The 19,981-nt window shown below is 68.1% G+C and carries 18 protein-coding genes; 4 read left to right on the top strand and 14 right to left on the bottom strand.

What is annotated here, in order from left to right; translation table 11 throughout:
* Positions 1-4: 4 nt before the first annotated feature.
* On the bottom strand, positions 5-673 hold the full coding sequence (locus AP428_RS23685) for an O-methyltransferase (RefSeq protein ID WP_011548314.1): 669 nt from the start codon (positions 671-673) through the stop codon (positions 5-7).
* Positions 674-822: 149 nt separating this feature from the next.
* Between AP428_RS23685 and AP428_RS23690 the strand changes: the two genes are divergently transcribed.
* Positions 823-2,118 (top strand): O-acetylhomoserine aminocarboxypropyltransferase/cysteine synthase family protein, encoded by a 1,296-nt coding sequence (locus AP428_RS23690; protein ID WP_011548315.1) that lies wholly within the window; start codon positions 823-825, stop codon positions 2,116-2,118.
* 165 nt (positions 2,119-2,283) lie between these two features.
* Entirely contained in the window at positions 2,284-3,009 is a 726-nt protein-coding gene (locus AP428_RS23695) for a ZIP family metal transporter (protein WP_011548316.1), read from the top strand.
* A 22-nt stretch (positions 3,010-3,031) separates the two neighbouring features.
* On the opposite strand, the gene AP428_RS23700 is transcribed toward AP428_RS23695, so the two are convergent.
* Both AP428_RS23700 and AP428_RS23705 read right to left on the bottom strand, forming a co-directional pair.
* Positions 3,032-3,520 (bottom strand): hypothetical protein, encoded by a 489-nt coding sequence (locus tag AP428_RS23700; RefSeq protein WP_011548317.1) that lies wholly within the window; start codon positions 3,518-3,520, stop codon positions 3,032-3,034.
* A 61-nt stretch (positions 3,521-3,581) separates the two neighbouring features.
* Entirely contained in the window at positions 3,582-3,857 is a 276-nt protein-coding gene (locus AP428_RS23705; RefSeq protein WP_011548318.1) for a DUF4148 domain-containing protein, read from the bottom strand.
* Between the two features lie 315 nt (positions 3,858-4,172).
* Here AP428_RS23705 and AP428_RS23710 point away from each other — a divergent pair, with 315 nt between their 5' ends.
* Positions 4,173-5,333: a porin gene (locus AP428_RS23710; RefSeq protein ID WP_011548319.1), complete on the top strand. Its 1,161-nt coding sequence runs from the start codon at positions 4,173-4,175 to the stop codon at positions 5,331-5,333.
* A gap of 200 nt (positions 5,334-5,533) precedes the next feature.
* On the opposite strand, the gene AP428_RS23715 is transcribed toward AP428_RS23710, so the two are convergent.
* Positions 5,534-5,860: a hypothetical protein gene (locus tag AP428_RS23715; RefSeq protein WP_011548320.1), complete on the bottom strand. Its 327-nt coding sequence runs from the start codon at positions 5,858-5,860 to the stop codon at positions 5,534-5,536.
* Positions 5,861-6,066: 206 nt separating this feature from the next.
* Between AP428_RS23715 and AP428_RS23720 the strand changes: the two genes are divergently transcribed.
* Entirely contained in the window at positions 6,067-6,354 is a 288-nt protein-coding gene (locus AP428_RS23720; RefSeq protein WP_011548321.1) for a DUF4148 domain-containing protein, read from the top strand.
* Positions 6,355-6,433: 79 nt separating this feature from the next.
* On the opposite strand, the gene AP428_RS23725 is transcribed toward AP428_RS23720, so the two are convergent.
* The 10 genes from AP428_RS23725 to AP428_RS23765 all read right to left on the bottom strand — a co-directional run bounded on the left by AP428_RS23725 (position 6,434) and on the right by AP428_RS23765 (position 19,952).
* Entirely contained in the window at positions 6,434-7,858 is a 1,425-nt protein-coding gene (locus AP428_RS23725; RefSeq protein WP_011548322.1) for a heavy metal sensor histidine kinase, read from the bottom strand.
* Positions 7,855-8,538 carry a heavy metal response regulator transcription factor IrlR gene (irlR, locus tag AP428_RS23730; RefSeq protein WP_006490455.1) on the bottom strand — a complete coding sequence of 228 codons (684 nt, stop codon included), beginning with the start codon at positions 8,536-8,538 and terminating at the stop codon, positions 7,855-7,857. Before irlR ends, AP428_RS23725 begins: the two co-directional genes overlap by 4 nt.
* The gene (locus tag AP428_RS23735) at positions 8,538-11,750 is read right to left on the bottom strand and encodes an efflux RND transporter permease subunit (protein ID WP_011548324.1); all 3,213 of its coding nucleotides are present in this window, start codon (positions 11,748-11,750) and stop codon (positions 8,538-8,540) included. The genes irlR and AP428_RS23735 overlap by 1 nt, the downstream gene beginning before the upstream one ends.
* Positions 11,743-11,886, bottom strand: coding sequence for a hypothetical protein (locus tag AP428_RS36835; protein ID WP_155295626.1), 144 nt, complete (start codon positions 11,884-11,886; stop codon positions 11,743-11,745). The genes AP428_RS23735 and AP428_RS36835 overlap by 8 nt, the downstream gene beginning before the upstream one ends.
* Positions 11,879-13,348 carry an efflux RND transporter periplasmic adaptor subunit gene (locus AP428_RS23740; RefSeq protein WP_011548325.1) on the bottom strand — a complete coding sequence of 490 codons (1,470 nt, stop codon included), beginning with the start codon at positions 13,346-13,348 and terminating at the stop codon, positions 11,879-11,881. Before AP428_RS23740 ends, AP428_RS36835 begins: the two co-directional genes overlap by 8 nt.
* A 26-nt stretch (positions 13,349-13,374) precedes the next feature.
* Entirely contained in the window at positions 13,375-14,694 is a 1,320-nt protein-coding gene (locus tag AP428_RS23745; protein WP_011548326.1) for a TolC family protein, read from the bottom strand.
* Between the two features lie 243 nt (positions 14,695-14,937).
* Positions 14,938-16,128 carry a phosphotransferase enzyme family protein gene (locus AP428_RS23750; protein WP_011548327.1) on the bottom strand — a complete coding sequence of 397 codons (1,191 nt, stop codon included), beginning with the start codon at positions 16,126-16,128 and terminating at the stop codon, positions 14,938-14,940.
* Positions 16,129-16,164: 36 nt separating this feature from the next.
* Positions 16,165-16,809, bottom strand: coding sequence for a nicotinamide riboside transporter PnuC (pnuC, locus tag AP428_RS23755; protein WP_006479634.1), 645 nt, complete (start codon positions 16,807-16,809; stop codon positions 16,165-16,167).
* A gap of 59 nt (positions 16,810-16,868) precedes the next feature.
* Positions 16,869-19,100 carry a TonB-dependent siderophore receptor gene (locus AP428_RS23760; RefSeq protein ID WP_011548328.1) on the bottom strand — a complete coding sequence of 744 codons (2,232 nt, stop codon included), beginning with the start codon at positions 19,098-19,100 and terminating at the stop codon, positions 16,869-16,871.
* A gap of 648 nt (positions 19,101-19,748) precedes the next feature.
* The gene (locus AP428_RS23765; protein ID WP_006486164.1) at positions 19,749-19,952 is read right to left on the bottom strand and encodes a DUF2970 domain-containing protein; all 204 of its coding nucleotides are present in this window, start codon (positions 19,950-19,952) and stop codon (positions 19,749-19,751) included.
* Between the last annotated feature and the right edge of the window lie 29 nt (positions 19,953-19,981).

A 19,981-nucleotide genomic window follows, 5' to 3' on the forward strand; every position in this document is an offset into this window, starting at 1 on the left:
CACGTCACGCGCCGACGATCGAGATCGAGAACCCGTCCCAGCCCTTCTGCCCGACCGTCTGCACGGCTGTCGTCGCGAGCGCCGGCTCGGCCACGAGGCGCGCGAACCCCTCGCGCACGCCGACCACGTCCGGCTCGCGATTGTCCGGATCGGCCACGCGCCCATTGCGCACGACGTTGTCGACGACGATCACCGTGCCGGGCCGCGACAGCTTCAGCGCCGCGTCGAGATAAACGGCGTTGTTGTCCTTGTCCGCATCGATGAAGATGAAGTCGAACGGCGCCTCCCCGGCGTCGATGAGCCGCGCAAGACTATCCTTCGCGCTGCCGACCACCACCGACACGACTTGCGCAAACCCGGCGCGCGCGATGTTCTCCGTCGCGACCTTCGCATGTGCCGGGTTCAGCTCGAGCGTCATCAGCGAGCCGCCCGGCGGCAATGCGCGTGCCAGCCAGATCGTGCTGTAGCCGCCGAGCGTGCCGACTTCGAGAATCCGTCGCGCGCCGCGGATCGTCGCGAGCAGTTGCAGCAGCTTGCCCTGGTTCGGCGCGACGTTGATCGCCGGCAGCCCGGCCGCGTCGCTCGCCGCGAGCGCGGCGTCGAGCACGGCGTCGGACGGCACGAGCGTCGCCGAGAAATACGCATCCACCTGGTTCCACCGATCCTGATTCATCGCGCACCTATCGTTTGCGGAAAAGGGCATTCTATGCGCCGCGCGCCCATAAGCAACCCACCATTCGTTCTAAGGGCAGCGGCACACGTGCTCCTATAATCGCCGGACGGCAGGCCCCCTCGACCTTCACAACAACAAACGGAGCACCCATGACCGATCAGGCCCATTCGAACTGGCGTCTCGAAACCATCGCCGTGCACGGCGGTTATCGTCCCGACCCGACCACGCGCGCGGTCGCCGTCCCGATCTACCAGACCGTTGCGTACGCATTCGACGACACGCAGCACGGCGCCGACCTGTTCGACCTGAAGGTCCAGGGCAACATCTACACTCGGATCATGAACCCGACGACGGACGTGCTCGAGCAGCGGATCGCCGCGCTCGAGGGCGGCATCGGCACGCTCGCGCTCGCGTCGGGGCAAGCCGCCGTCACATACGCGATCCAGACGATCGCCGAAGCCGGCGACAACATCGTGTCCGCGAGTTCGCTGTACGGCGGCACCTACAACCTGTTCGCGCACACGCTGCCGCAATACGGGATCACCACGCGCTTCGCCGACCCGCGCGATCCTTCCTCGTTCGAACCGCTGATCGACGCGCGCACGAAGGCGATCTTCGCGGAATCGGTCGGCAACCCGCTCGGCAACGTCACCGACATCGCCGCGCTCGCGGAGGTCGCGCATCGCCACGGCATTCCGCTGATCGTCGACAACACGGTGCCGTCGCCGTACCTGCTGCGCCCGTTCGAGCACGGCGCGGACATCGTCGTGCATTCGCTGACGAAGTATCTCGGCGGGCACGGCACGAGCCTCGGTGGCGCGATCGTCGATTCGGGCAAATTCCCGTGGGCCGAGCACGCGGACCGCTTCAAGCGGCTGAACGAGCCGGACGTCAGCTATCACGGCGTCGTCTATACCGAAGCGTTCGGGCCGGCCGCGTATATCGGCCGCGCCCGCGTGGTGCCGCTGCGCAACATGGGCGCGGCGATCTCGCCGTTCAACGCGTTCCAGATCCTGCAGGGGATCGAGACGCTCGCGCTGCGGGTCGAGCGGATCAGCGACAACGCGCTGAAGATCGCGCAGCATCTCGCGCGCCACGAGCACGTCGAATGGGTGAACTATGCGGGCCTGCCCGATCACCCCGATCATCCGCTCGTCGTCCGCTACCTGTCGGGCCGGGCGCCGGGCATCCTGACATTCGGTGTGAAAGGCGGCCGCGACGGCGGTGCGAAGTTCCAGGATGCGCTGAAGCTGTTCACGCGGCTCGTGAACATCGGCGATACCAAGTCGCTCGCAACGCACCCGGCCTCCACCACGCATCGGCAGTTGTCGCCGGCCGAACTCGCGAAGGCCGGCGTGAAGGAGGAAACGGTGCGGCTGTCGATCGGCATCGAGCATATCGACGACCTGCTCGCCGATCTCGACCAGGCGCTCGCGCAGCTTTGACCGCAACGGGCGCGCCGGCCCCTTGCCGGTGCGTCCGCATCAAACCGCTTGACTCTGGAGCGGCTTCAAGGTGTTCAATCCCCCGGTTGACGCCGGGGCAATGCCCGGCGCGTACGATCGTGCCACGCGGCTTCCGCTGCCGCACACCAACCGCTGAGAGGACTCATGACACCGACCGCGAAGCTTGCGTTGCTCACGTTACCGCCCGTGCTGGCGGCCTGTTTCGGCGCCCTCGCGGCCGCATGGCGCGCGCCCGGCCCGAAAACGTCGAGCGTGATCCAGCATTTCACCGGCGGCATCGTGTTCGCGGCCGCCGCGCTCGAACTGCTGCCGCAGGACCGCGCGCATGCGCTGTTTCCAGTCGTCGTCGGTTTCGTGCTCGGCATCGCGCTGATGCTGGCGATCCGCGCGCTGTCGGGCGCGATCGAAACGCGCTTCGAGGAAGCCCGTTTGCCGGTGAGCCTGATCATCGTCACCGCGATCGACCTCGTCGTCGACGGCCTGGTGCTCGGCATCGCCTTTTCCGCGAGCGACGAAAGCGGCATCATCCTGACCGTTGCTCTAACGCTCGAGGTGCTGTTCCTCGCGCTGTCGGTCAGCGCGGCGCTGGCCGCGGCCGGCGTCGGCCGCATGCTGGCGATCGTCGTGCCGGTCGCGCTGGCGGCGCTGCTGAGCGTCGCGGCCGTTGCCGGCAATGCGGCATTCGCCGGGCTGCCGGCGAATATCTATGCAGCGCTCCTGGGCCTGGGCACCGTCGCGCTGTTGTACCTCGTCACCGAGGAATTGCTGGTCGAAGCCCACGAGGTGCCCGAAACGCCGTTCGCGACGGCCGCGTTCTTCATCGGCTTCATCGTGTTCTTCCTGATCGAAGGATCGGTGAAGGCCGGGTAAGCCGCGCACGACGGCGCGGCGCTTACCAGGTCGTCGCGCCGGTCGGATAGGTGTCGACGATGCGCGTGCCGTTGACCGGCGTGACACCCGCGTTGCGCAGTGCGGCCCACAGGTCGATCGCATGTTCGCGTGATTTTCGGCTGCCATCGTCGGTCAGCACGTTCAACGCGATCACTTCGTCGCGCGTCGTCAGCTGCAGTTGCTCCTTCAGCTTGCGCGATTGATGCGACGCGGTACGGACGTCGCCGAGCACGATCCGTTTCTCGTCGCCCGCATCGGCCGGCACGAACGTCAACCGGCCGTTGTCGACCTCACATTGCCCGCGCGCGAACGTCGCGGTCCACGCACCGGCCGGCACTGCAGCGAATTCGCAGCGCATCCGCTCGTTCGCGCGGCGGCCGACGTCGTGCGCCGGCGCGTGCGACAGCGCACGTTCCGGCCAGCCGGCCGCCATCGCGGCCGTCGACATCAGACACACCGCCAGTACGATTCCTTTCGCGACATGGCGCATCGCGCTCTCCTTTCCGTAAAGGCAACCGGCGGGCGTCATGCCGGCCGCCGCAAGTGAACGATCAAAGCACCGCGAAGCGGTTGTCGTGCGCATCGACCATCGGCGTCTTCTCGCCGCGATGAACGGTCGAGCGATGAATCTCCTGATTGCGCGCGACGGCGGCCGGGCTCGCCGGATAGTCGTGATTCGGGCTCGGGATCACGCCGTCGTGGCGCGCACGCACGAGTTCCTGAATCACTTCCTGGCGGCTCTTCGGCTGCGCGGCCACAGCCTGCGAGAAGGCGGCAATCGACAGCGCGGCGGCGGCAATGGCGATCAGCGGACGCGGAATGTTCATGGGGTGGGCTCCTTACTGGAATTCCGTGACAGGAGCCTTCACTTTGATCCCGCGGCGGTGCGGATGCGTGACCGCTTCATGACGTTTTCGTCACCGTCCACGCCTCTTGTACATCGCAGTACGAATGAAAATCACCGCATGTTTCCGCACGCATGACACCGCGATGACATTTTTCTCATTTGTCCCTCACCTCCACGATCCGAACGCTTTCCAGAATCGCCAGCGCAATCGCGATATGCCGGCCCGTCGCTGCCACGCGCGGCGCCTGCATCGAACGATGCACGAAACGTTCATCTTGAACTTCAGGGACACACCATGAAAACTCCAGTTCGAATCGTCATGATGTCAGGGGCGCTGCTGACGGCCGCGCACGCGGCTCATGCAACGGAAGTCACGCTGTACGGCCTGTTCGATACATCGCTGACGGTTGTGTGGAATGCCGATGCACAAGGCAGGAACCTCGTCGGCCTCGGCAACGGCAACCTGCTCGGCAACCGCTTCGGCGTGAAAGGCGCGGAAGATCTCGGCGGCGGGCTGAAAGCGATCTTCACGCTGGAAAACGGCTTCAACCCGAACACCGGCGCGCTCGGGCAAGGCAACCGGATGTTCGGCCGGCAGGCGTTCGTCGGGCTGGAAAGCGCTCGCTGGGGAACACTCACGCTCGGCCGCCAGTACGACGCGCTCGCCGATGTCGCGTGGCCGATCACCGGCGATTTCTACTTCGGCAGCGTGTACGCGACGCCCGGCGACGTCGACAACTACGACACGTCGTCGCGCACCGACAACGCGGTGAAGTACACGTCACCCGTGGTCGGCGGCTTCCAGTTCGTCGGCATGTACGCGCTCGGCGGCGTGGCCGGCAAGAGCGGCGCCGGCCAAACCTGGTCGGCCGGCCTGTCGTACAACCATGGCCCGTTCGACGCGGCGGGCGGCTACTACTATGCGGCCAACCGCGCCTCGCTCGCGAACGGCGTCCGGACCGGCTGGAACGGCACGTCGGACGGCACGTTCGACGGGTCGCTGGTCAACGGCGGCTACCTCTCGGCGAAGTCGATCGGCATCGCACGCGGCGCGTTGCGCTACACCTTCGCGCCGTTCACGATCGGTATCGATTACAGCAATGCGCAGTACAAGGCCGATGCGATGACGGCCTTTCGCAGCACGCAGAAATACGACACCGCGCGCGGGTTCTTCAACTATCAGGCAACCGCGAGCCTGCTCGTCGGCGTCGGCTACAGCTACACGAAGGCCCGCGGCGATACGAGCGCGACCTACCATCAGGTGTCCGCCGGCGCCGACTACGTGCTGTCCAAGCGCACCGATCTCTATGCGGTCGGCGCGTGGCAACGCGCGAACGGCGAACAGCGCACGCTCGACGGCGGCACGCAGGCGGCGCAGGCGTCGATCGGCTCGTACGGCTACGGCGGCACGCGCACGCAGGGCATCCTCAATCTCGGTTTGCGCCACCGCTTCTGAGCGAGGCAGCCGACCCTGCGCGCTGCGTGACGAAAATGTCATGTTCCGATCAGGTTCGCGATGCGTCGCGTCGCTACGATCGGCACGGTATCGGGCCCTGCCCGTTCCCGTCCACGCAGCGGGTCGCTGCCGCACGGCACGATCACGCGTTAGGCCCGGGCTCTTCGAGTGCCGGGCCGTTTTTTATGCGTGTCCGACGCTCACGGCGCGGAATCGCGCAGCGGGTACACGCACGGATGCGTTTTCACGTACAGGTTCGGATTGCCGCAGCGATGCCCGGCATAGTCGATTTGCTCGCCCGGCGCCAGGTCGGCCGGCACGGGCTTGCGCGCGGCGCCGTAAGTGGCCGTGGTGTCGGAACGTGTCGATGCGCAGCCCGCGAACAGTGGGGCAATCAGGACTGCGATCAAGGCGAGGCGAATGGCGGGACGAGGCAATTTTCGGTCCGGAATGAAGGTCTGAACGGCGCCGCCCGCGATCGATGCGGCTATCGCGATCGGCACGAATGCCGCCGGCGCATCGGCCAACGGCAGGCTTCATGTTCCGCTCCCCGCTCATCGCATCCATGACGCGAACATGACGGTTGCGTCATGTCGACCGAGTCCGCATGACGCCTTCTTGCCCCCCGCAATCTGACGCATTTTTCATCTCGCGATCACGATCACGCACGGCTGCTTTCGCATACTGGGTCCATGGTTCGCCACCCGGCGGCCCTGATCAAGGAGAGCACTCGATGAAAACGGCAAAATTCGCAGCACTGTTCGTCACCGCCACGCTGTCGCTCGGCATGGCCACGCAGGCCGCGTTCGCCCAAACGCAAACGCAGGGCAAGTCCCGCACGCAGGTGGTCAACGAACTGAAGCAGGCGCAGCACGACGGCGTCGTGCCGATCAGCAAGACGCAGTACCCGCCGACCGGCGAGATCGTCGCGCGCAACAAGGAGCTTCACGGGATTTCGGTGCATGGCGGCGAGAAGAAGCCGCAGACCGACAACCACGACAACCTGACCGCGAAGCAATGATGGCGGGCCACATGGCCGCGGGCCGCGCACCGCGCGCGGCCGCCTCGCGGCGAACGCGCGGGCGTTCCCGCCCGCGCTGTCAGGTGCCGATGGCGGCCGGCCGTCCCGGTTCGGCCGGCCGTCGCGGAAAGCGCAGCCAGAAAGTCGTGCGGCGGCCCGGCTCGCTGTCGACGCCGCATTCGCCGCCGTGATTGTCCATGATCGACCGGACGATCGCGAGGCCGAGCCCCGTGCCCGACGCCGAATTGTGCCGCGACGGATCGACGCGATAAAAGCGCTCGAAAATCCGCCCGACATGCTCGGCGGCAATGCCGGGCCCCGTGTCGGACACGGCGATCGTCGTCGCACCGCCCTGCTCGACGCAATCGATCGTCACGACGCTGCCGCGCGGCGCATAAGTTAACGCATTCGACAGCAGGTTGCTCAACGCGCGCTGATACAGCGTCAGGTCCGCATCGACCCATGCGTGGCCGTCGACCTTCACGGTCACGCCTTCGTCTTCCGCCAGCGGCTCGTAGTAGCCGGCCACCCGCTCCGCCTCCTCCGCCGCATTTAGGCGCCGCACCCCGATCGACGTGCCGGCCTGTTCCGAACGCGCGAGAAACAGCATGTCCTCGATCATCCGCGACAGCCGCTGGTATTCGTCGATGCTCGACTCGATCACGCTCCGGTATTCGTCCGCGCTGCGCGGTTGCGACAGCACGACTTGCGCGGCCGCCTGCAGGTTCGTTAGCGGCGTGCGCATGTCGTGCGCGAGATTCGACGAGAACTGGCTCAGGCGCGTGAACGATTCGTTCAGCCGCGCGAGCATGCCGTTGAACGCATGCTCGAGCTCCTTCAGCTCGCCGGACGTATCGAGTTCCGGCAGCGGATGCGCGAGCCGGCTCGACGACATCTGCTCCGCGCGCGCCGCGAACCGCCGCAGCGGGCTCAGCCCGAGCGCGGCGATGCCGTATGCGATCGCGGCCGCAAGCACCACGCCGAACACCTCGATCACGACGATCGTATAGGCATGCGTGCGCAGCAGCAGCACGTCGGCGCTGCGATCGTACTGCACGGCGACGCGCACCACCGGCGCACCCGCGCCGGCGAGCGGCACGGTCGTCAGCAGATACTGGTGTCTTGCGCCGGGCGGGGCGATGCCGACCGGCACGCGCCCGGCGTTCGTCAACATCAGCGGCGCGTACGGACGGAAGCCGGGCGTGCCGACGAGGCGCGTACCGGCGGCATCGAAGATCGCGAGATCCATGTTCGGATGACCGTGCAACTGGTCGATCCAGATATCGGTGTTGCGCGCGACGTCGGCCGTCGTGCGCGCCTCGGCCAGGTGCGCCCCCAATGCGGCGGAAATACCGGCCATCTGCTCGGCTGCCGTCGTTTCGACACGGTTGCTCAGCGCTTCGTACAATGCGACGCCGCTCGACGCGAGGATCACCGACGTCGACAGGATAATCAGCGCGGTCAGCCGGCCGCGCAGCGTCCGCGGCAGCAGGCGCGCGATCATGCGGCCGCGCCGCCGCGCGCTTCGAGCACGTAGCCCATGCCGCGCACCGTATGGATCAGCTTCGGTTCGTACGCGTCGTCGATCTTCGAGCGCAGCCGGCGGATCGCCGAATCGACGACGTTCGTGTCGCTGTTGAAGTTCATGTCCCACACCTGCGACGCGATCGTCGCGCGCGGCAGGATCTCCCCTTCGCGACGCATCAGCAGCCACAGCAGCGCGAACTCCTTCGCGGTCAGCAGGATCGTGTCGCCCTGCCGCGTGGCCTTGCGGCGGGTCAGGTCAAGTTCGAGATCGGCCACGCGCAGCGTGTTCGAATCGCGCGGCTGGCCGCGCCGCAGAATCGACTTGATGCGCGCGGTCAGCTCGACGAAGTCGAACGGCTTCGCGAGATAGTCGTCCGCGCCGAGTTCGAGCCCCTTCACGCGATCGCCGACGTCGTCACGGGCAGTGAGGAACAGCACGGGCGTCGATTTGCTGCGCCGCAGGTTCTGCAGCAGCGTCCAGCCGTCCTGCCCGGGCAGCATCACGTCGAGCACGAGCAGGTCGTACTCCTCCGTTTCTGCCTGGTGCTGGCCCGTGATGCCGTCCTCGACCCAGTCGACAACGTAGCCGGCCTCGGTCAGACCCTTGCGCAGATACGCGCCCGTTTTCGGTTCATCCTCGACAATCAGAATTCGCATCACGCATTACCCTTGAAAAAACCCAGTCGGCGCAGCACGCCCGCGCCGAAGCCGCCGCGCAACGCCGCGCGCCACGACACCGCATGGCTGACCCGGTACAGCACCGGCAGCACCAGCAGCGTCAGCGCCGTGGACGACAGGATACCGCCGATCACGACCGTCGCGAGCGGGCGCTGCACCTCGGCGCCGGTGCCGGTCGCGAACGCCATCGGCAGGAAGCCGAGCGACGCGACCAGCGCGGTCATCAGCACGGGCCGCAGCCGCGTGAGCGCGCCGTCGTGCACCGCGGCATCGAGCGGCATGCCTTCGTCGCGCAGGTTACGGATGAACGAGATCATCACGAGACCATTGAGCACGGCCACGCCGGACAGCGCGATGAAGCCGACCGCCGCCGTGATCGACAGCGGAATCCCGCGCAGCCACAGCGACACGACGCCGCCGCTCAGCGCGAACGGAATGCCGGTAAACACCAGCAGCCCGTCCTTCACGTTGTTGAACATCACGAACAGCAGCACGAACACCATGAACAGCGCGAGCGGCACGACGAGCTTCAGGCGCTCGCTCGCGCTTTGCAACTGCTCGAACTGCCCGCCCCACGACACCCAGTACCCGGCCGGCACGCGCACGTCCTGCTGCAACTGCTCGCGCGCATCGGCGACGAACGAACCGACGTCGCGGCCGCGCACGTTCGCGCTGACGACCACCCGCCGCTTGCCGTCCTCGCGGCTGATCTGGTTCGGGCCGGGGGCCACGTCGATCGTCGCGAGCTCCGCGAGCGGCACGTACGGCGCCGCCGCGAGCGGCGCGCTGGCGCCGGCGGCCGGCGCGGGCAGCGCGATCGGCAGCCGCTTGATCGCCTCGATGTCGGAGCGCAGTTCGTCGGGCAGCCGCACGACAATGTCGAAGCGGCGGTCGCCCTGGAACAGCGTGCCGGCCTTCTGCCCGCCGACGGCCGCGGCCACCGAATCCTGGAGATCGGCGACGCTCACGCCGTAGCGCGCGAGCTTGTCGCGGTCGAGGTTGACGGTCAGCACCGGCAGGCCCGTGGTCTGCTCGACCTTCACCTCCGACGCGCCCGGCACCTTCTGCAACGCGGCCGCGATCTGCTCGCCGGTCTGGTTCAGCACGGCCATGTCGTCGCCGAAGATCTTCACGGCGACGTCGCTGCGCACGCCCGAGATCAGTTCGTTGAAGCGCAGCTGGATCGGCTGCGAGAACTCGTACGCGTTGCCCGGCAGCTCGGCGAGCGCTTCCTCGATCTCCCGCACGAGCTGGTCGCGCGGCTTCTTCGGGTCGGGCCACGTGTCGGCCGGCTTCAGCATGATGTAGCCGTCCGACAGGTTCGGCGGCATCGGGTCGGCCGCGATCTCGGCCGTCCCGGTGCGCGCGAACACGCGCTCGATCTCGGGGAAGCGCGCCTTCAGCGTCTTCTCGATCGACTTCTGCATCTCGACCGACTGCGACAGGCTCGTGCCGGGAATCCGCAGCGCGGACACGGCAAGATCGCCCTCGTTGAGGCTCGGAATGAACTCGCTGCCGAGCCGCGTCGCGAGCCCTAGCGTGACCAGCACGATCGCGCCCGCCCCGATCATCACGCGCGCCGGACGCGTCATGAACGCGGCGAGCACCGGTTCGTACGCTCGCCGCGCCCAGCCCATCAACCGGTTCTCCTTCTCCTCGACCCGCTCGCCGATGAACAACGCGACGGCCGCCGGAATGAACGTGACGGTCAGCACCATCGCGGCGGCGAGCGCCATTACGACGGTGATCGCCATCGGGTGGAACATCTTGCCTTCGACGCCGGTCAGCGCAAAGATCGGCAGGTACACGACCATGATGATCAGTTGCCCGAAGATCAGCGCTCGGCGCGCCTCCTGCGATGCGCCGAACACTTCGGCAAAGCGCTCGTCGCGCGTGAGCGGCCGGCCGGCTGCCGACTGCGCATGCGCGAGCCGCCGCACGCAGTTCTCGACGATCACCACCGCGCCGTCGACGATGATCCCGAAGTCGAGCGCGCCGAGGCTCATCAGGTTCGCGCTCACCTTCGCGTTGACCATGCCGGTGAAGGTCATCAGCATCGACAGCGGGATCACGAGCGCGGTGATCAGCGCCGCGCGGATGTTGCCGAGAAACAGGAACAGCACGGCGATCACGAGCACCGCGCCTTCGAGCAGGTTCTTCTTCACGGTGGCGACGGCCTTCTCGACCAGCACCGTGCGGTCGTACACCGGAATCGCCTTCACGCCGGCCGGCAGCGTGCGGTTCACGTCCTCCATCTTCGCGGCGACGGCCTTCGACACCGTCCGGCTGTTCTCGCCCATCAGCATGAAGACCGTGCCGAGCACGACTTCCTCGCCGTTCGACGTCGCGGCGCCGGTGCGCAGTTCGCGGCCGATGTCGACCACGCCGACGTCCTTCATCCGCACCGGCACGCCGCCCACGTTGGTCAGCACGATGTTCGCGATGTCGTCGACGGTGCGCGCCTGGCCCGGCACGCGCACCAGATACTGCTCGCCGCGCTTTTCGATGTAGCCGGCGCCGACGTTGTCGTTGTTGCGCTCCAGCGCGCGCACGACGTCGGCAAGCGTCAGCCCGTACGACATCAGCTTCGCCGGATTCGGCGCGACGCGGTATTCCTTCACGTAGCCGCCGATCGAGTTGACCTCGGTCACGCCGCGCACGTTGCGCAGTTGCGGCCGCACGACCCAGTCCTGCAGCTCGCGCAGGTCGGCCGCCGTATAGCGCGTGCCGTCGGGCTTGCGCGCGTTGGCGTCGGCCTCGACGGTCCACAGGTAGATCTCGCCGAGGCCGGTCGACGTCGGCCCCATCGCGGGCGCGATGCCGGGCGGCAGCTTGTCCTTCGCTTCCTGGATGCGCTCGTTGACGAGCTGCCGCGCGAAGTAGATGTCGGTGCCGTCCTTGAAGATCACGGTGACCTGCGACAGCCCGTAGCGCGAGATCGAGCGCGTCTGCTCCAGCCCCGGCAGCCCGGCCATCACGGTCTCGACCGGATAGGTGATGCGCTGCTCGGCCTCGAGCGGCGAGTAGCCGGGCGCGGACGTGTTGATCTGCACCTGCACGTTCGTGATGTCGGGCACCGCGTCGATCGGCAGCCGCTGGTAGCTGAACACGCCGAGCGCGGCCACGGCCGCGATCGCCAGCATCACCAGCCAGCGATGCGCAATCGCAAAGCGGATCAGGCGCTCAAACATGTCGGGATTCCTTGAAACGGGGCACGGTCGGCCGCACCGGACGGGCTGCGCGGCCGGTCACCCGGCCGACCGGAAAGCAGGCCGCATAGCGGGCCGCCAGTCGCGCCACGGCGCACGCGTATTGCTGCTCATTCATGTTCCGCGCTCCCCTTGCCGAGCTCCGCCTTCAGCACGAAACTGTTCGACACCGCGTATTCCTGGCCGGGCTTGAGCCCCTTCAGCACCTCGGTCGCGCGTTCGTCGCGCCGCCCGGTTTCGACCGCCTGCGCGACGAAGCCCTTCGGCGAGCGCACGAACACCGACGGCGCACCGTCGACGTCCTGCAACGCGTCGCTCGCGACCGCGAGCGGCACGGCCTGCCTGCCCGCGTCGACCGACACGTTCACGAACATTCCCGGGCGCCACACGCGATCCGGGTTCGGCAGCACGACGCGCGCCGGCGCGGTGCGCGTCTGCTCGCCGAGCAGCGACCCCACGTACGCGATCGGGCCGCTCGAACGCGATTCGAACGCGGTCGCGCTCACCGTGGCATCGCGACCGACGCGCACGTCGTTGAGCCGCTGCGCGGGCACCGCCATCTCGGCCCACACGGTCGACAGGTCGGAGATCACGAACATGCTCGCGTCGGCGGCAATCGCCTCGCCGGGCGTCGCATGCTTCTCGACGATCGTGCCCGCGAACGGCGCGCGCAGTTCATAACGGTTCAGCGCGCCCGCGCCGACCGGCGCATTCAGCGCGGCGAGCTTCTGCCGCGCGTTCTGCACGGCGATCTCGGCCTCGCGCAACTGCACCTGCGCCTGCTGGTAATCCTGCTCGGCCGAAATGCGCTCCTTCCACAGCGTGCGTTCGCGTTCGTAGGTTGCGCGCGCACCCGACAGCCGGCGCTCGGCCGTCAGCAGCTCGCTGCGGCGGTCGGCCAGATCGGTGCTCGCGATCACGGCGAGCACCTGCCCTTTCGCGACGTTCTGGCCGAGCGATACCGACACCTGCTCGACGATGCCGGCCACGCGCGGCACCACGTGCGCGGTGCGATCCTCGTTGAACTTGATTTCGCCGGGAAGCTGGAACGGCGTCGCGATCTGTGCGGGGCCGGCTTTCGCGAGCGCGATCTTCGACGTCGCCAGTTGCGCGTCGGTCAGCGCGATCGCGCCGTCGGCGCGCGCGAACGGGAACGACGCGGCGTCGTTGCCGGCCTTTACGTCGATCGTCGCATCGAACACGTGCGGCTTCGCGATCGGCTGCGCGGACACGAACTTCTGGCCGGCCGCGTCGAATCGCAACGGCTCGTGCGTGCGGTCGTACCGCACCAGCGTGCCGGACACGGTCACGCCCTTGTCCACCGGCTTGCCGTCGACGAACGGATAGACGACGAGCCGCGCGTCGCCCGGCTTTTCCGTCATCACGATCTCGACGGACAGCTTGCCGCGCTTCAGCACGACACCGCCGCGCGCACCGGCGCCCTCGGCCGGCTGCGCGGCATCGGCGGCCGGCGGCGCCGATGCGCTGCTGCCGCCCCGCGTGACGGCGAGCGCGCCGATCACGATCCCTGCGCCGCCGAGCACGGCCGCCGCAATAACGAAGATTCTGCTGCGTGACATGATGATCCTTCAGGTAAGAGGAGCGCTCATTGCGCGACGGCCGCGAGCGGCGTGCCGACGAGCCGGCCGATATCGGCGCGGGCCGCATGGGCGCCGGCGAGCGCACGCACGTATTGCGATTGCCCCTGGAACAGCGTGCGCTGCGCGTCGAGCACATCGAGGAAGCTGAACTTCCCGAGTTCGTAGCCGCGCGACATCGCATCGAGCGCGAGACGCGCGGCCGGCAGGATGTCGACCTTCAGCCGCTGCGCTTCCTGCTCCGCGGCCTCGAAATTCGCGTATGCCTGCGTCAGTTCCAGCCGCAGGCGCGTGCGCTCGCGATCGAGATCGGCGTTTGCGCGCTCGGCCTTGTGCGTCGCCTCGAGCAGCGCACCCTTGTTCGTGTTGAACAGCGGAATCGGGATCGATACGCCGACCACGGCCTGGTTCTCGGGCACGCCGCCCGTGGTCACGCGCTTGAAGCCTGCACTGACCGTCACGTCCGGAATGCGCCGCGCGCGCTCCAGCGACACGGCTGCGTTCGAGCGCAGCATCTCGGCACGCGCGACCCGCGCGAGCGGCGCGTCGTCGAGTTGCACGGTCAGCGCGGACAGCGGCTCGACCGGCGGCACGGTTTCCAGGTCGCCGCGCACCGCGAGGCGGTCATCGCGCGCTTCGCCCATCACCGCGTTCAGCTTTTCGCGCGCGACCTCGACACGGCCACGCGCGGTCACGACTTCGATCTGCACGCCGGCCGCCGCCACCTGCGCCTTGGTCGCCTCGACCGGCGACACCTTGCCGGCCTGCGCGCGACGCCCCGCGAGATCCGCCGAGCGCGCCGCGATCGCGGCCGATTCCTCGGTCACCTGAAGCTGGCGCTGCGCGGCGAGCAGCCCGTAGAACGCGGCGATCACGTCGGCACGCACGGCCGCGCCCTGCTCGTCGAGCGACGCGTTGGCCGCCTCGCGGCCGTACGACGCCACGTCGAGCCGCGCGCGGCGCTTGCCGCCCAGTTCGATGGTCTGGTTGATCAATGCGGTCGACGTGCGTTCGGCGCGGCTGAAGCCCTCCTGCAGGAACGACACCTCAGGATTGGGCCGCGCGCCGGCCTGCATCAGCGCGCCGGCCGACGCATCGACATCCGCGCGTGCGCCGCGCAGCGCCGGATTGTTCCGCGCCGCGACCGCGAGCGCATCGGAGAGCGTCAATGACGACGCGGGGAGCGTATCGGATGGGGGAGCGCCGATCGGCGTCGCGCTGCTGGCGGCAGCGGCGCCCGGGCCCGGCGTCAGCAATGGCTGCGCATGAGCCGTCGCGACCATCACGAAGACGATGGCCGCGACGAGGTTGAGGTTGAGCTTGAGCATGTTCGGTTCTGCGGTAACGGTTCGCGACCGATGCTACGGACCGGCCGCAGTGCGAACATGAGGCGAAGATGATATTTCCGTCATGTTGGGCGTAGCCGTACGCAGACGTGCGGTGCCCTGTGGGGACGGCATCCCCTTTCGACGATCAGGAAGATTCAGTGAGCGCGCGGCGCGATGGCCGCACGAAAGAATGCAGAGGTTCGGAGATTTGACACGCGCAGGCCGTACGGCCCCGCACGTGAATCAGGTGATGCGTTGCTTCTCGCGCCGCCGCTGCTCGAGCCAATCGAGCAACTGCCGCCCGTCGCGTTCGCCGAACCACCGCGCATGCCCGATCAGGTAACCGTCGTACGCGATGTCGACGATCGCCGGCGCATCGATGATGCAGCCGAAATACGCGACTTCCGACAGCGCGAACTCCGTATGCACGATCGGCAAAAGCGCGACCAGCGCCGCATACGCGTCGTCGCTCAACGGTTCGAGCGATTCGTAGCCGTCGAGCAGCGCGTCGATCTGGTCGTATTCCACGCGCCGTGCATCGGCCGGCGCCATCCAGTCGACGGTATTGCGCTCGATCGCGAGCGCGAGATCCATCACCGCGCAGGTGCGGTCCGACAAGCCGAAATCGAGCACGGTGCGCACCTGCGCGCCGGGCCCCGCATCGGTCCACAGCAGGTTCGACGCGTGCCAGTCGCCGTGCGTCCACAGCGGCGCTAACGCAGGCAACAGCGGCACGAGGCGCGCGTGATACGGGCCGATCGCGTCGGCCACGTCGCCGCGCCAGTCGCGCGAGCCGAGCGCGCGCACCAGCAGCGGCTGCGCGTCGACCCAGCGTTCGAGCGCGCCCGCCAGATCGGTGGACGACAGCACCCGGAAACTCGACAGCAGCGTGCGCACGGGGCGCGCGGGCGCATCGTAGCCGGCCGACGCGCGATGCAGTTCGGCCAGCGCGCGGCCAGCCGCATACGCATGCGACGGATGCGTGAACGGCTGCCACGACATCACACCGCGATACGGATCGACGCCGGGCGCCAGCACGTGCACCTCGTAAGTCCACTCGCCGGACGCAAACGCGGTCGCACCGTTGCGATCGGCCAGCACGTCCACCACCGGCACGCCGCGCTCACGCAAATGCGCGATGAAGCGATGCTCTTCCTCCAGCCCCGCGACATCGCGCAGGCTCGCGTGATGACGCTTGACGAACAACCCGCGCCCGTCCGCCATCCGCACCAGTACCGCTGCCGCGAACTGCCGCGGGCTGTGCCACGTCAGCCGCACCGGCTCGCCCGCGCCGTCGATCCGCGCGAGCACGGCTGCCACTTCGTCGTGCGTGATCAGCGGCCAGTCGCGTTCGGCCTGCTCGCCGTCCACGCCGAATTGCGGCGGGGCGACGTCGCGCGACAGAGGGCCGTCCGGCTCGAGGGGGAATGACATGAACGACGTTGCTCCGTGGTTGAATCCGTGCGCGGATCAGCGCGCGCCGCCGCCCGATGCGAGCGGGCCGCCCGCGGCCGCGCGCAATGCGGCGGCCGTGCGGCTCCAGTCGCGCCAGCCGACGACGGCCAGCCCGATGAATAGCGCATAGAGCCCGGCCGTCAGATACAGTTCCTTGAACACGAACATCCCGACGTACACGACGTTCACGACGATCCACAGCCCCCACGACGCGATGTAGCGCCGCGCGGTCCAGTATTGGGCGACGAGGCTGAACGCGGTCAGCGACGCGTCGACGAACGGCAGCGCCGCATCGGTCCAGCGCGCCATCATCCCGCCGAGCAGCGCACTGCCGATGACCGCCGCGATCAGGTCGGGCAGCATCCTGAGCGGCCGCACGCCGGTCACGGGCGCGACGTCGCCGGCTGGCGCAGCCCCGCCGTCGGCACTACCGTCGGCCTCGCTCGCGCGCTGCGCGAGCCAGCGCTGCCAGCCGTACACCTGGAGCACCGCGAAGGCGCCCTGCAGCAGCATGTCCGAGTACAGCTTCGCGTCGAAGAAGATCCAGCCGTACAGCGCGACCGACGCGAGGCCGACCGGCCAGCACAGCATGCGCCGTTTCGCCGTCAACCAAATTGCGAGCGCGCTGACGATCACGCCGGCGATTTCGAGTGGGGACATCGTCTGTGCTCTCCTGATGAGCTGCCGCGGCCGCGCGTCACGCGGCCGAACCCGGTCGGTCAGAAATCATAGGTCAACGATACACGCGCGGTGCGCGGCGCACCGGGGAACAGGTACGCATCGCCCTGCTGCTCGCCTGCGTCGCGCCAGTAGAACTTGTTGAACAGATTGTCCACCGACACGCGCAACACCGTGCGATGACCGCCGATCTTGGTCGTATAACGCGCGCCCAGATTGAACACGAACCACGACGGCACGCGCGCGGTGCCCTCCTCGTTCGCGTTGCGCGCCGCGCTGTATTCCACGCCGCCGAGCACGTTCAGGCCCGCGACGCCCGGCACCGCGTAGTCCGCATACAGCGACGCGCGCAGCGCGGGCACGTTGATGATCTGGTGCCCTTCGTAGGCCGGCGACCCCGAATCGACCGCGCGGGCGCGAATCGCCGCGACGCTGGCCGTCAGGCCCAGCCGCTCGGTCACACGCCCGGCCGCGCCGAGTTCGATCCCCTGGTGCCGCTGAGTGCCGCGCTGCACGAACGTGTAGCTCGTGCCCGACGCATCCGGGTCAGCGAACTGGAACGGCTTGCTGATCGAGAACACGGCGGCCGTGAGGCTCAGCCGATCGAGCCAGTCGTATTTCGCGCCGACTTCGATCTGGTGCGATTCGACGGGCGGCAGGAACGCATATGCGTTGGTCGCGCGCACGGGCGCCTGGTCGCCGAGCGACAGCGCCTTGCTGTACGACGCATACAGCGACAGGACGTTCACCGGCTTGTAGACGAGCGCGACCTGCGGCAGGAACACCGAGCGGTCGGTATGCGTCGTCTCGCCGTCGAGGCTGCTCCAGCTGCGCTGGCGCAGCAGCACTTCCTTGCCGCCCGCGAGCACTTGCCAGTGTTCGCCGATACTGATGCGGTCGAGCCCGAACACGCCGTACTGCCACGCGTCGAGGCGCGGATACGACGGCCCCGGTGAATTCGGCGACGGCGGAAAGGTCAGGTCGGGCCCGTAGATATTCTCGCTGCCCACGTAGTCGTACACGGCGTCGGCCATGTGCACGACGCGGCGCTGCACGCTCACGCCGAGCGTCAGCTCGTGCCGCAGTGGCCCCGTCGCGAACTTGCCGGTCGTGACCGCGCGCAGATCGTCGTTGCGTCGGTATTCGCCGGGGCTGCGGAAGTCGTACACGTCGTAGTCGCCGTTCGCGCCGAAGAAGAACGGCGACGTCGCGCCGGCCGCGCAGCTCGCCGCATACGAGCAGCCGTACGCGAACGCGCTGTTGTCGTCGATCATCGTGCGGCTACGGCCCACGGCGACGTACGCCTTCCAGTCGTCGTTGAACTGGTAGTCGAAACGCGCGTTCAGGTTCAGCGCATCGGTCGTCACGGGTTTCGCCCACGGCTGCGTGCCGAGCGCCTTCGACGTCGTCTTGACCGACGGCACGACCGTGCCGCCGAGCAACTGGTAGCCGGGCGCGGAACGCTGGATCCACTGCTGGAATTCGGCATTGAGCTGCAGGCTCGCGCGCGGGCTGATATCCCAGTCGGCGGCGATCGAGCCGAACGTGCGCCGCCCGTTCGTGCCGTCGATATAGGAGTGCATGTTCTCCTTCGCCGCATTGATCCGGAACCCGAACTGATGATCGGGGCCGAAGCGGCGGCCGAGATCGATGGCCGCCGACGTCGAGCCGCGGCTGTCGACGCCGCCCGTCACGCTCGCGACGTTCGCGGAACGCTTGGTCACGAAGTTGATCACGCCGCCCGGTGCGACGACGCCGCTGTCGATGCCCGCGAGCCCTTTCAGGATCTCGACGCGCTCCTTGTTCTCGAGCGGCACGTTCTGCTCGCCGGACACCGTCAGCCCGTCGATCCGAATCGCGCTCGCGAGATCGACCGGAAAGCCGCGGATCGCGAAGCCTTCGAAATAGCCAACCGGCGCATAGTCGTTGACGACCGACGCATCGTTGCGCACGACGTCGCTCAGCCGCTTCGCCTGCTGATCGTCGATCAGCGCACGCGTGATCACGTTCACCGATGCCGGCGTGTCGCGCAGCGGCGCGTCGTCGAGCCCGGCCACCGACGCTTCGCGCGCGCGTAGCGGCTGGCCGCGCTCGCCGCTCACCGTGATCGCGGGCAACGTCGCGTTGCCGGCCGCTTCGGTGCCCGGCGCGGGCGTGTCGCCCTGGGCCACGGCAGCCTGCGCCGCGAAAAGCGTGACGCCGAGACCGACACCGAGCCCGACCTTCGCGCGCCGCCGCCGTGCGGGCGCCGCTGTTGTTCTATTCACCGTCATTGTTCTGGATGGAAAACTCGCCACTCGACCTGTCGAAACCCGAAACCCCAAACCCCAAACCCCAAACCCGTTACGAAGCTGCAAAGCGTGCGCCCGCGAATGCCGCCGCGCCCGTCACCGGACACGTGCGTCGACACGATATTCATCAGACGAACCGGAACCTGCGGCGTGCAAGCGGCCGACCGGTCGGAACAACGCAGGATGGGACATCGGATTCGGATGACGCGCCGGAAACCGACGCAGCGGCCGACGGGCTCGTCGGGTGCCTGTCGGCCGGCCGGCTGCCTCGCGCGGTCGTGTCATGCGGGGGACGCTTCGAACGCCCCGGTGCGGGCGGCGGGCACTGACGCCGGCCGTTCATCGGAACGGCGGCCTGCCCGGCGCGCGACATCGCGGCGTGGCGCGCATTTTACCCCGGGCGCGGCGAAGGGCCGCGGAATCCGGCGGAACGAAGGACGGGGGGAAACGGGAACGAGGACAGACGGTTTGAGCGGCGCGATAACGGCGGCGCCGGCGGCAACGGCCGCGATTCGGTCGCGATGCGCGTCGTGCGTGCCGGCCGCCGATACCAGCGTCATCCTCCGCCGGTCGGGCGACCTTGAACCGGAGCGAGAATGGCGACCCGCGACCGGTTCATCAGCCGTTCGCTCAGAACCCCTGCATCGTCACGGTCGGATCGACGACCAGATGCACGACACCGTAAATGACCGCGCCGACCAGCAGCGCAAGCAGGATCGCGACGAACGGCAGCAGCGTGAAGTTGGCGTTCGCGAGATCGGTCGCGTGCGCCTTGCTGTTGCGCACGCCGAAGAAACTCCACAGGACCAGGCGGACCATGCCGAGCAGTTTCATGATGGGCTCCTTTATCGAATCGGTTGACG

The sequence above is a fragment of the Burkholderia sp. E168m22 genome (assembly GCF_001319805.1).
GTDB classification, from domain to species: domain Bacteria; phylum Pseudomonadota; class Gammaproteobacteria; order Burkholderiales; family Burkholderiaceae; genus Burkholderia; species Burkholderia orbicola.

Coding starts and splice junctions, on each gene's coding strand:
- AP428_RS23685 (WP_011548314.1), bottom strand. CDS start 673: ATGAATCAGGATCGGTGGAACCAGGTGGATGCGTATTTCTCGGCGACG.
- AP428_RS23690 (WP_011548315.1), top strand. CDS start 823: ATGACCGATCAGGCCCATTCGAACTGGCGTCTCGAAACCATCGCCGTG.
- AP428_RS23695 (WP_011548316.1), top strand. CDS start 2,284: ATGACACCGACCGCGAAGCTTGCGTTGCTCACGTTACCGCCCGTGCTG.
- AP428_RS23700 (WP_011548317.1), bottom strand. CDS start 3,520: ATGCGCCATGTCGCGAAAGGAATCGTACTGGCGGTGTGTCTGATGTCG.
- AP428_RS23705 (WP_011548318.1), bottom strand. CDS start 3,857: ATGAACATTCCGCGTCCGCTGATCGCCATTGCCGCCGCCGCGCTGTCG.
- AP428_RS23710 (WP_011548319.1), top strand. CDS start 4,173: ATGAAAACTCCAGTTCGAATCGTCATGATGTCAGGGGCGCTGCTGACG.
- AP428_RS23720 (WP_011548321.1), top strand. CDS start 6,067: ATGAAAACGGCAAAATTCGCAGCACTGTTCGTCACCGCCACGCTGTCG.
- AP428_RS23725 (WP_011548322.1), bottom strand. CDS start 7,858: ATGATCGCGCGCCTGCTGCCGCGGACGCTGCGCGGCCGGCTGACCGCG.
- irlR (WP_006490455.1), bottom strand. CDS start 8,538: ATGCGAATTCTGATTGTCGAGGATGAACCGAAAACGGGCGCGTATCTG.
- AP428_RS23735 (WP_011548324.1), bottom strand. CDS start 11,750: ATGTTTGAGCGCCTGATCCGCTTTGCGATTGCGCATCGCTGGCTGGTG.
- AP428_RS36835 (WP_155295626.1), bottom strand. CDS start 11,886: ATGAATGAGCAGCAATACGCGTGCGCCGTGGCGCGACTGGCGGCCCGC.
- AP428_RS23740 (WP_011548325.1), bottom strand. CDS start 13,348: ATGTCACGCAGCAGAATCTTCGTTATTGCGGCGGCCGTGCTCGGCGGC.
- AP428_RS23745 (WP_011548326.1), bottom strand. CDS start 14,694: ATGCTCAAGCTCAACCTCAACCTCGTCGCGGCCATCGTCTTCGTGATG.
- AP428_RS23750 (WP_011548327.1), bottom strand. CDS start 16,128: ATGTCATTCCCCCTCGAGCCGGACGGCCCTCTGTCGCGCGACGTCGCC.
- pnuC (WP_006479634.1), bottom strand. CDS start 16,809: ATGTCCCCACTCGAAATCGCCGGCGTGATCGTCAGCGCGCTCGCAATT.
- AP428_RS23760 (WP_011548328.1), bottom strand. CDS start 19,100: ATGACGGTGAATAGAACAACAGCGGCGCCCGCACGGCGGCGGCGCGCG.
- AP428_RS23765 (WP_006486164.1), bottom strand. CDS start 19,952: ATGAAACTGCTCGGCATGGTCCGCCTGGTCCTGTGGAGTTTCTTCGGC.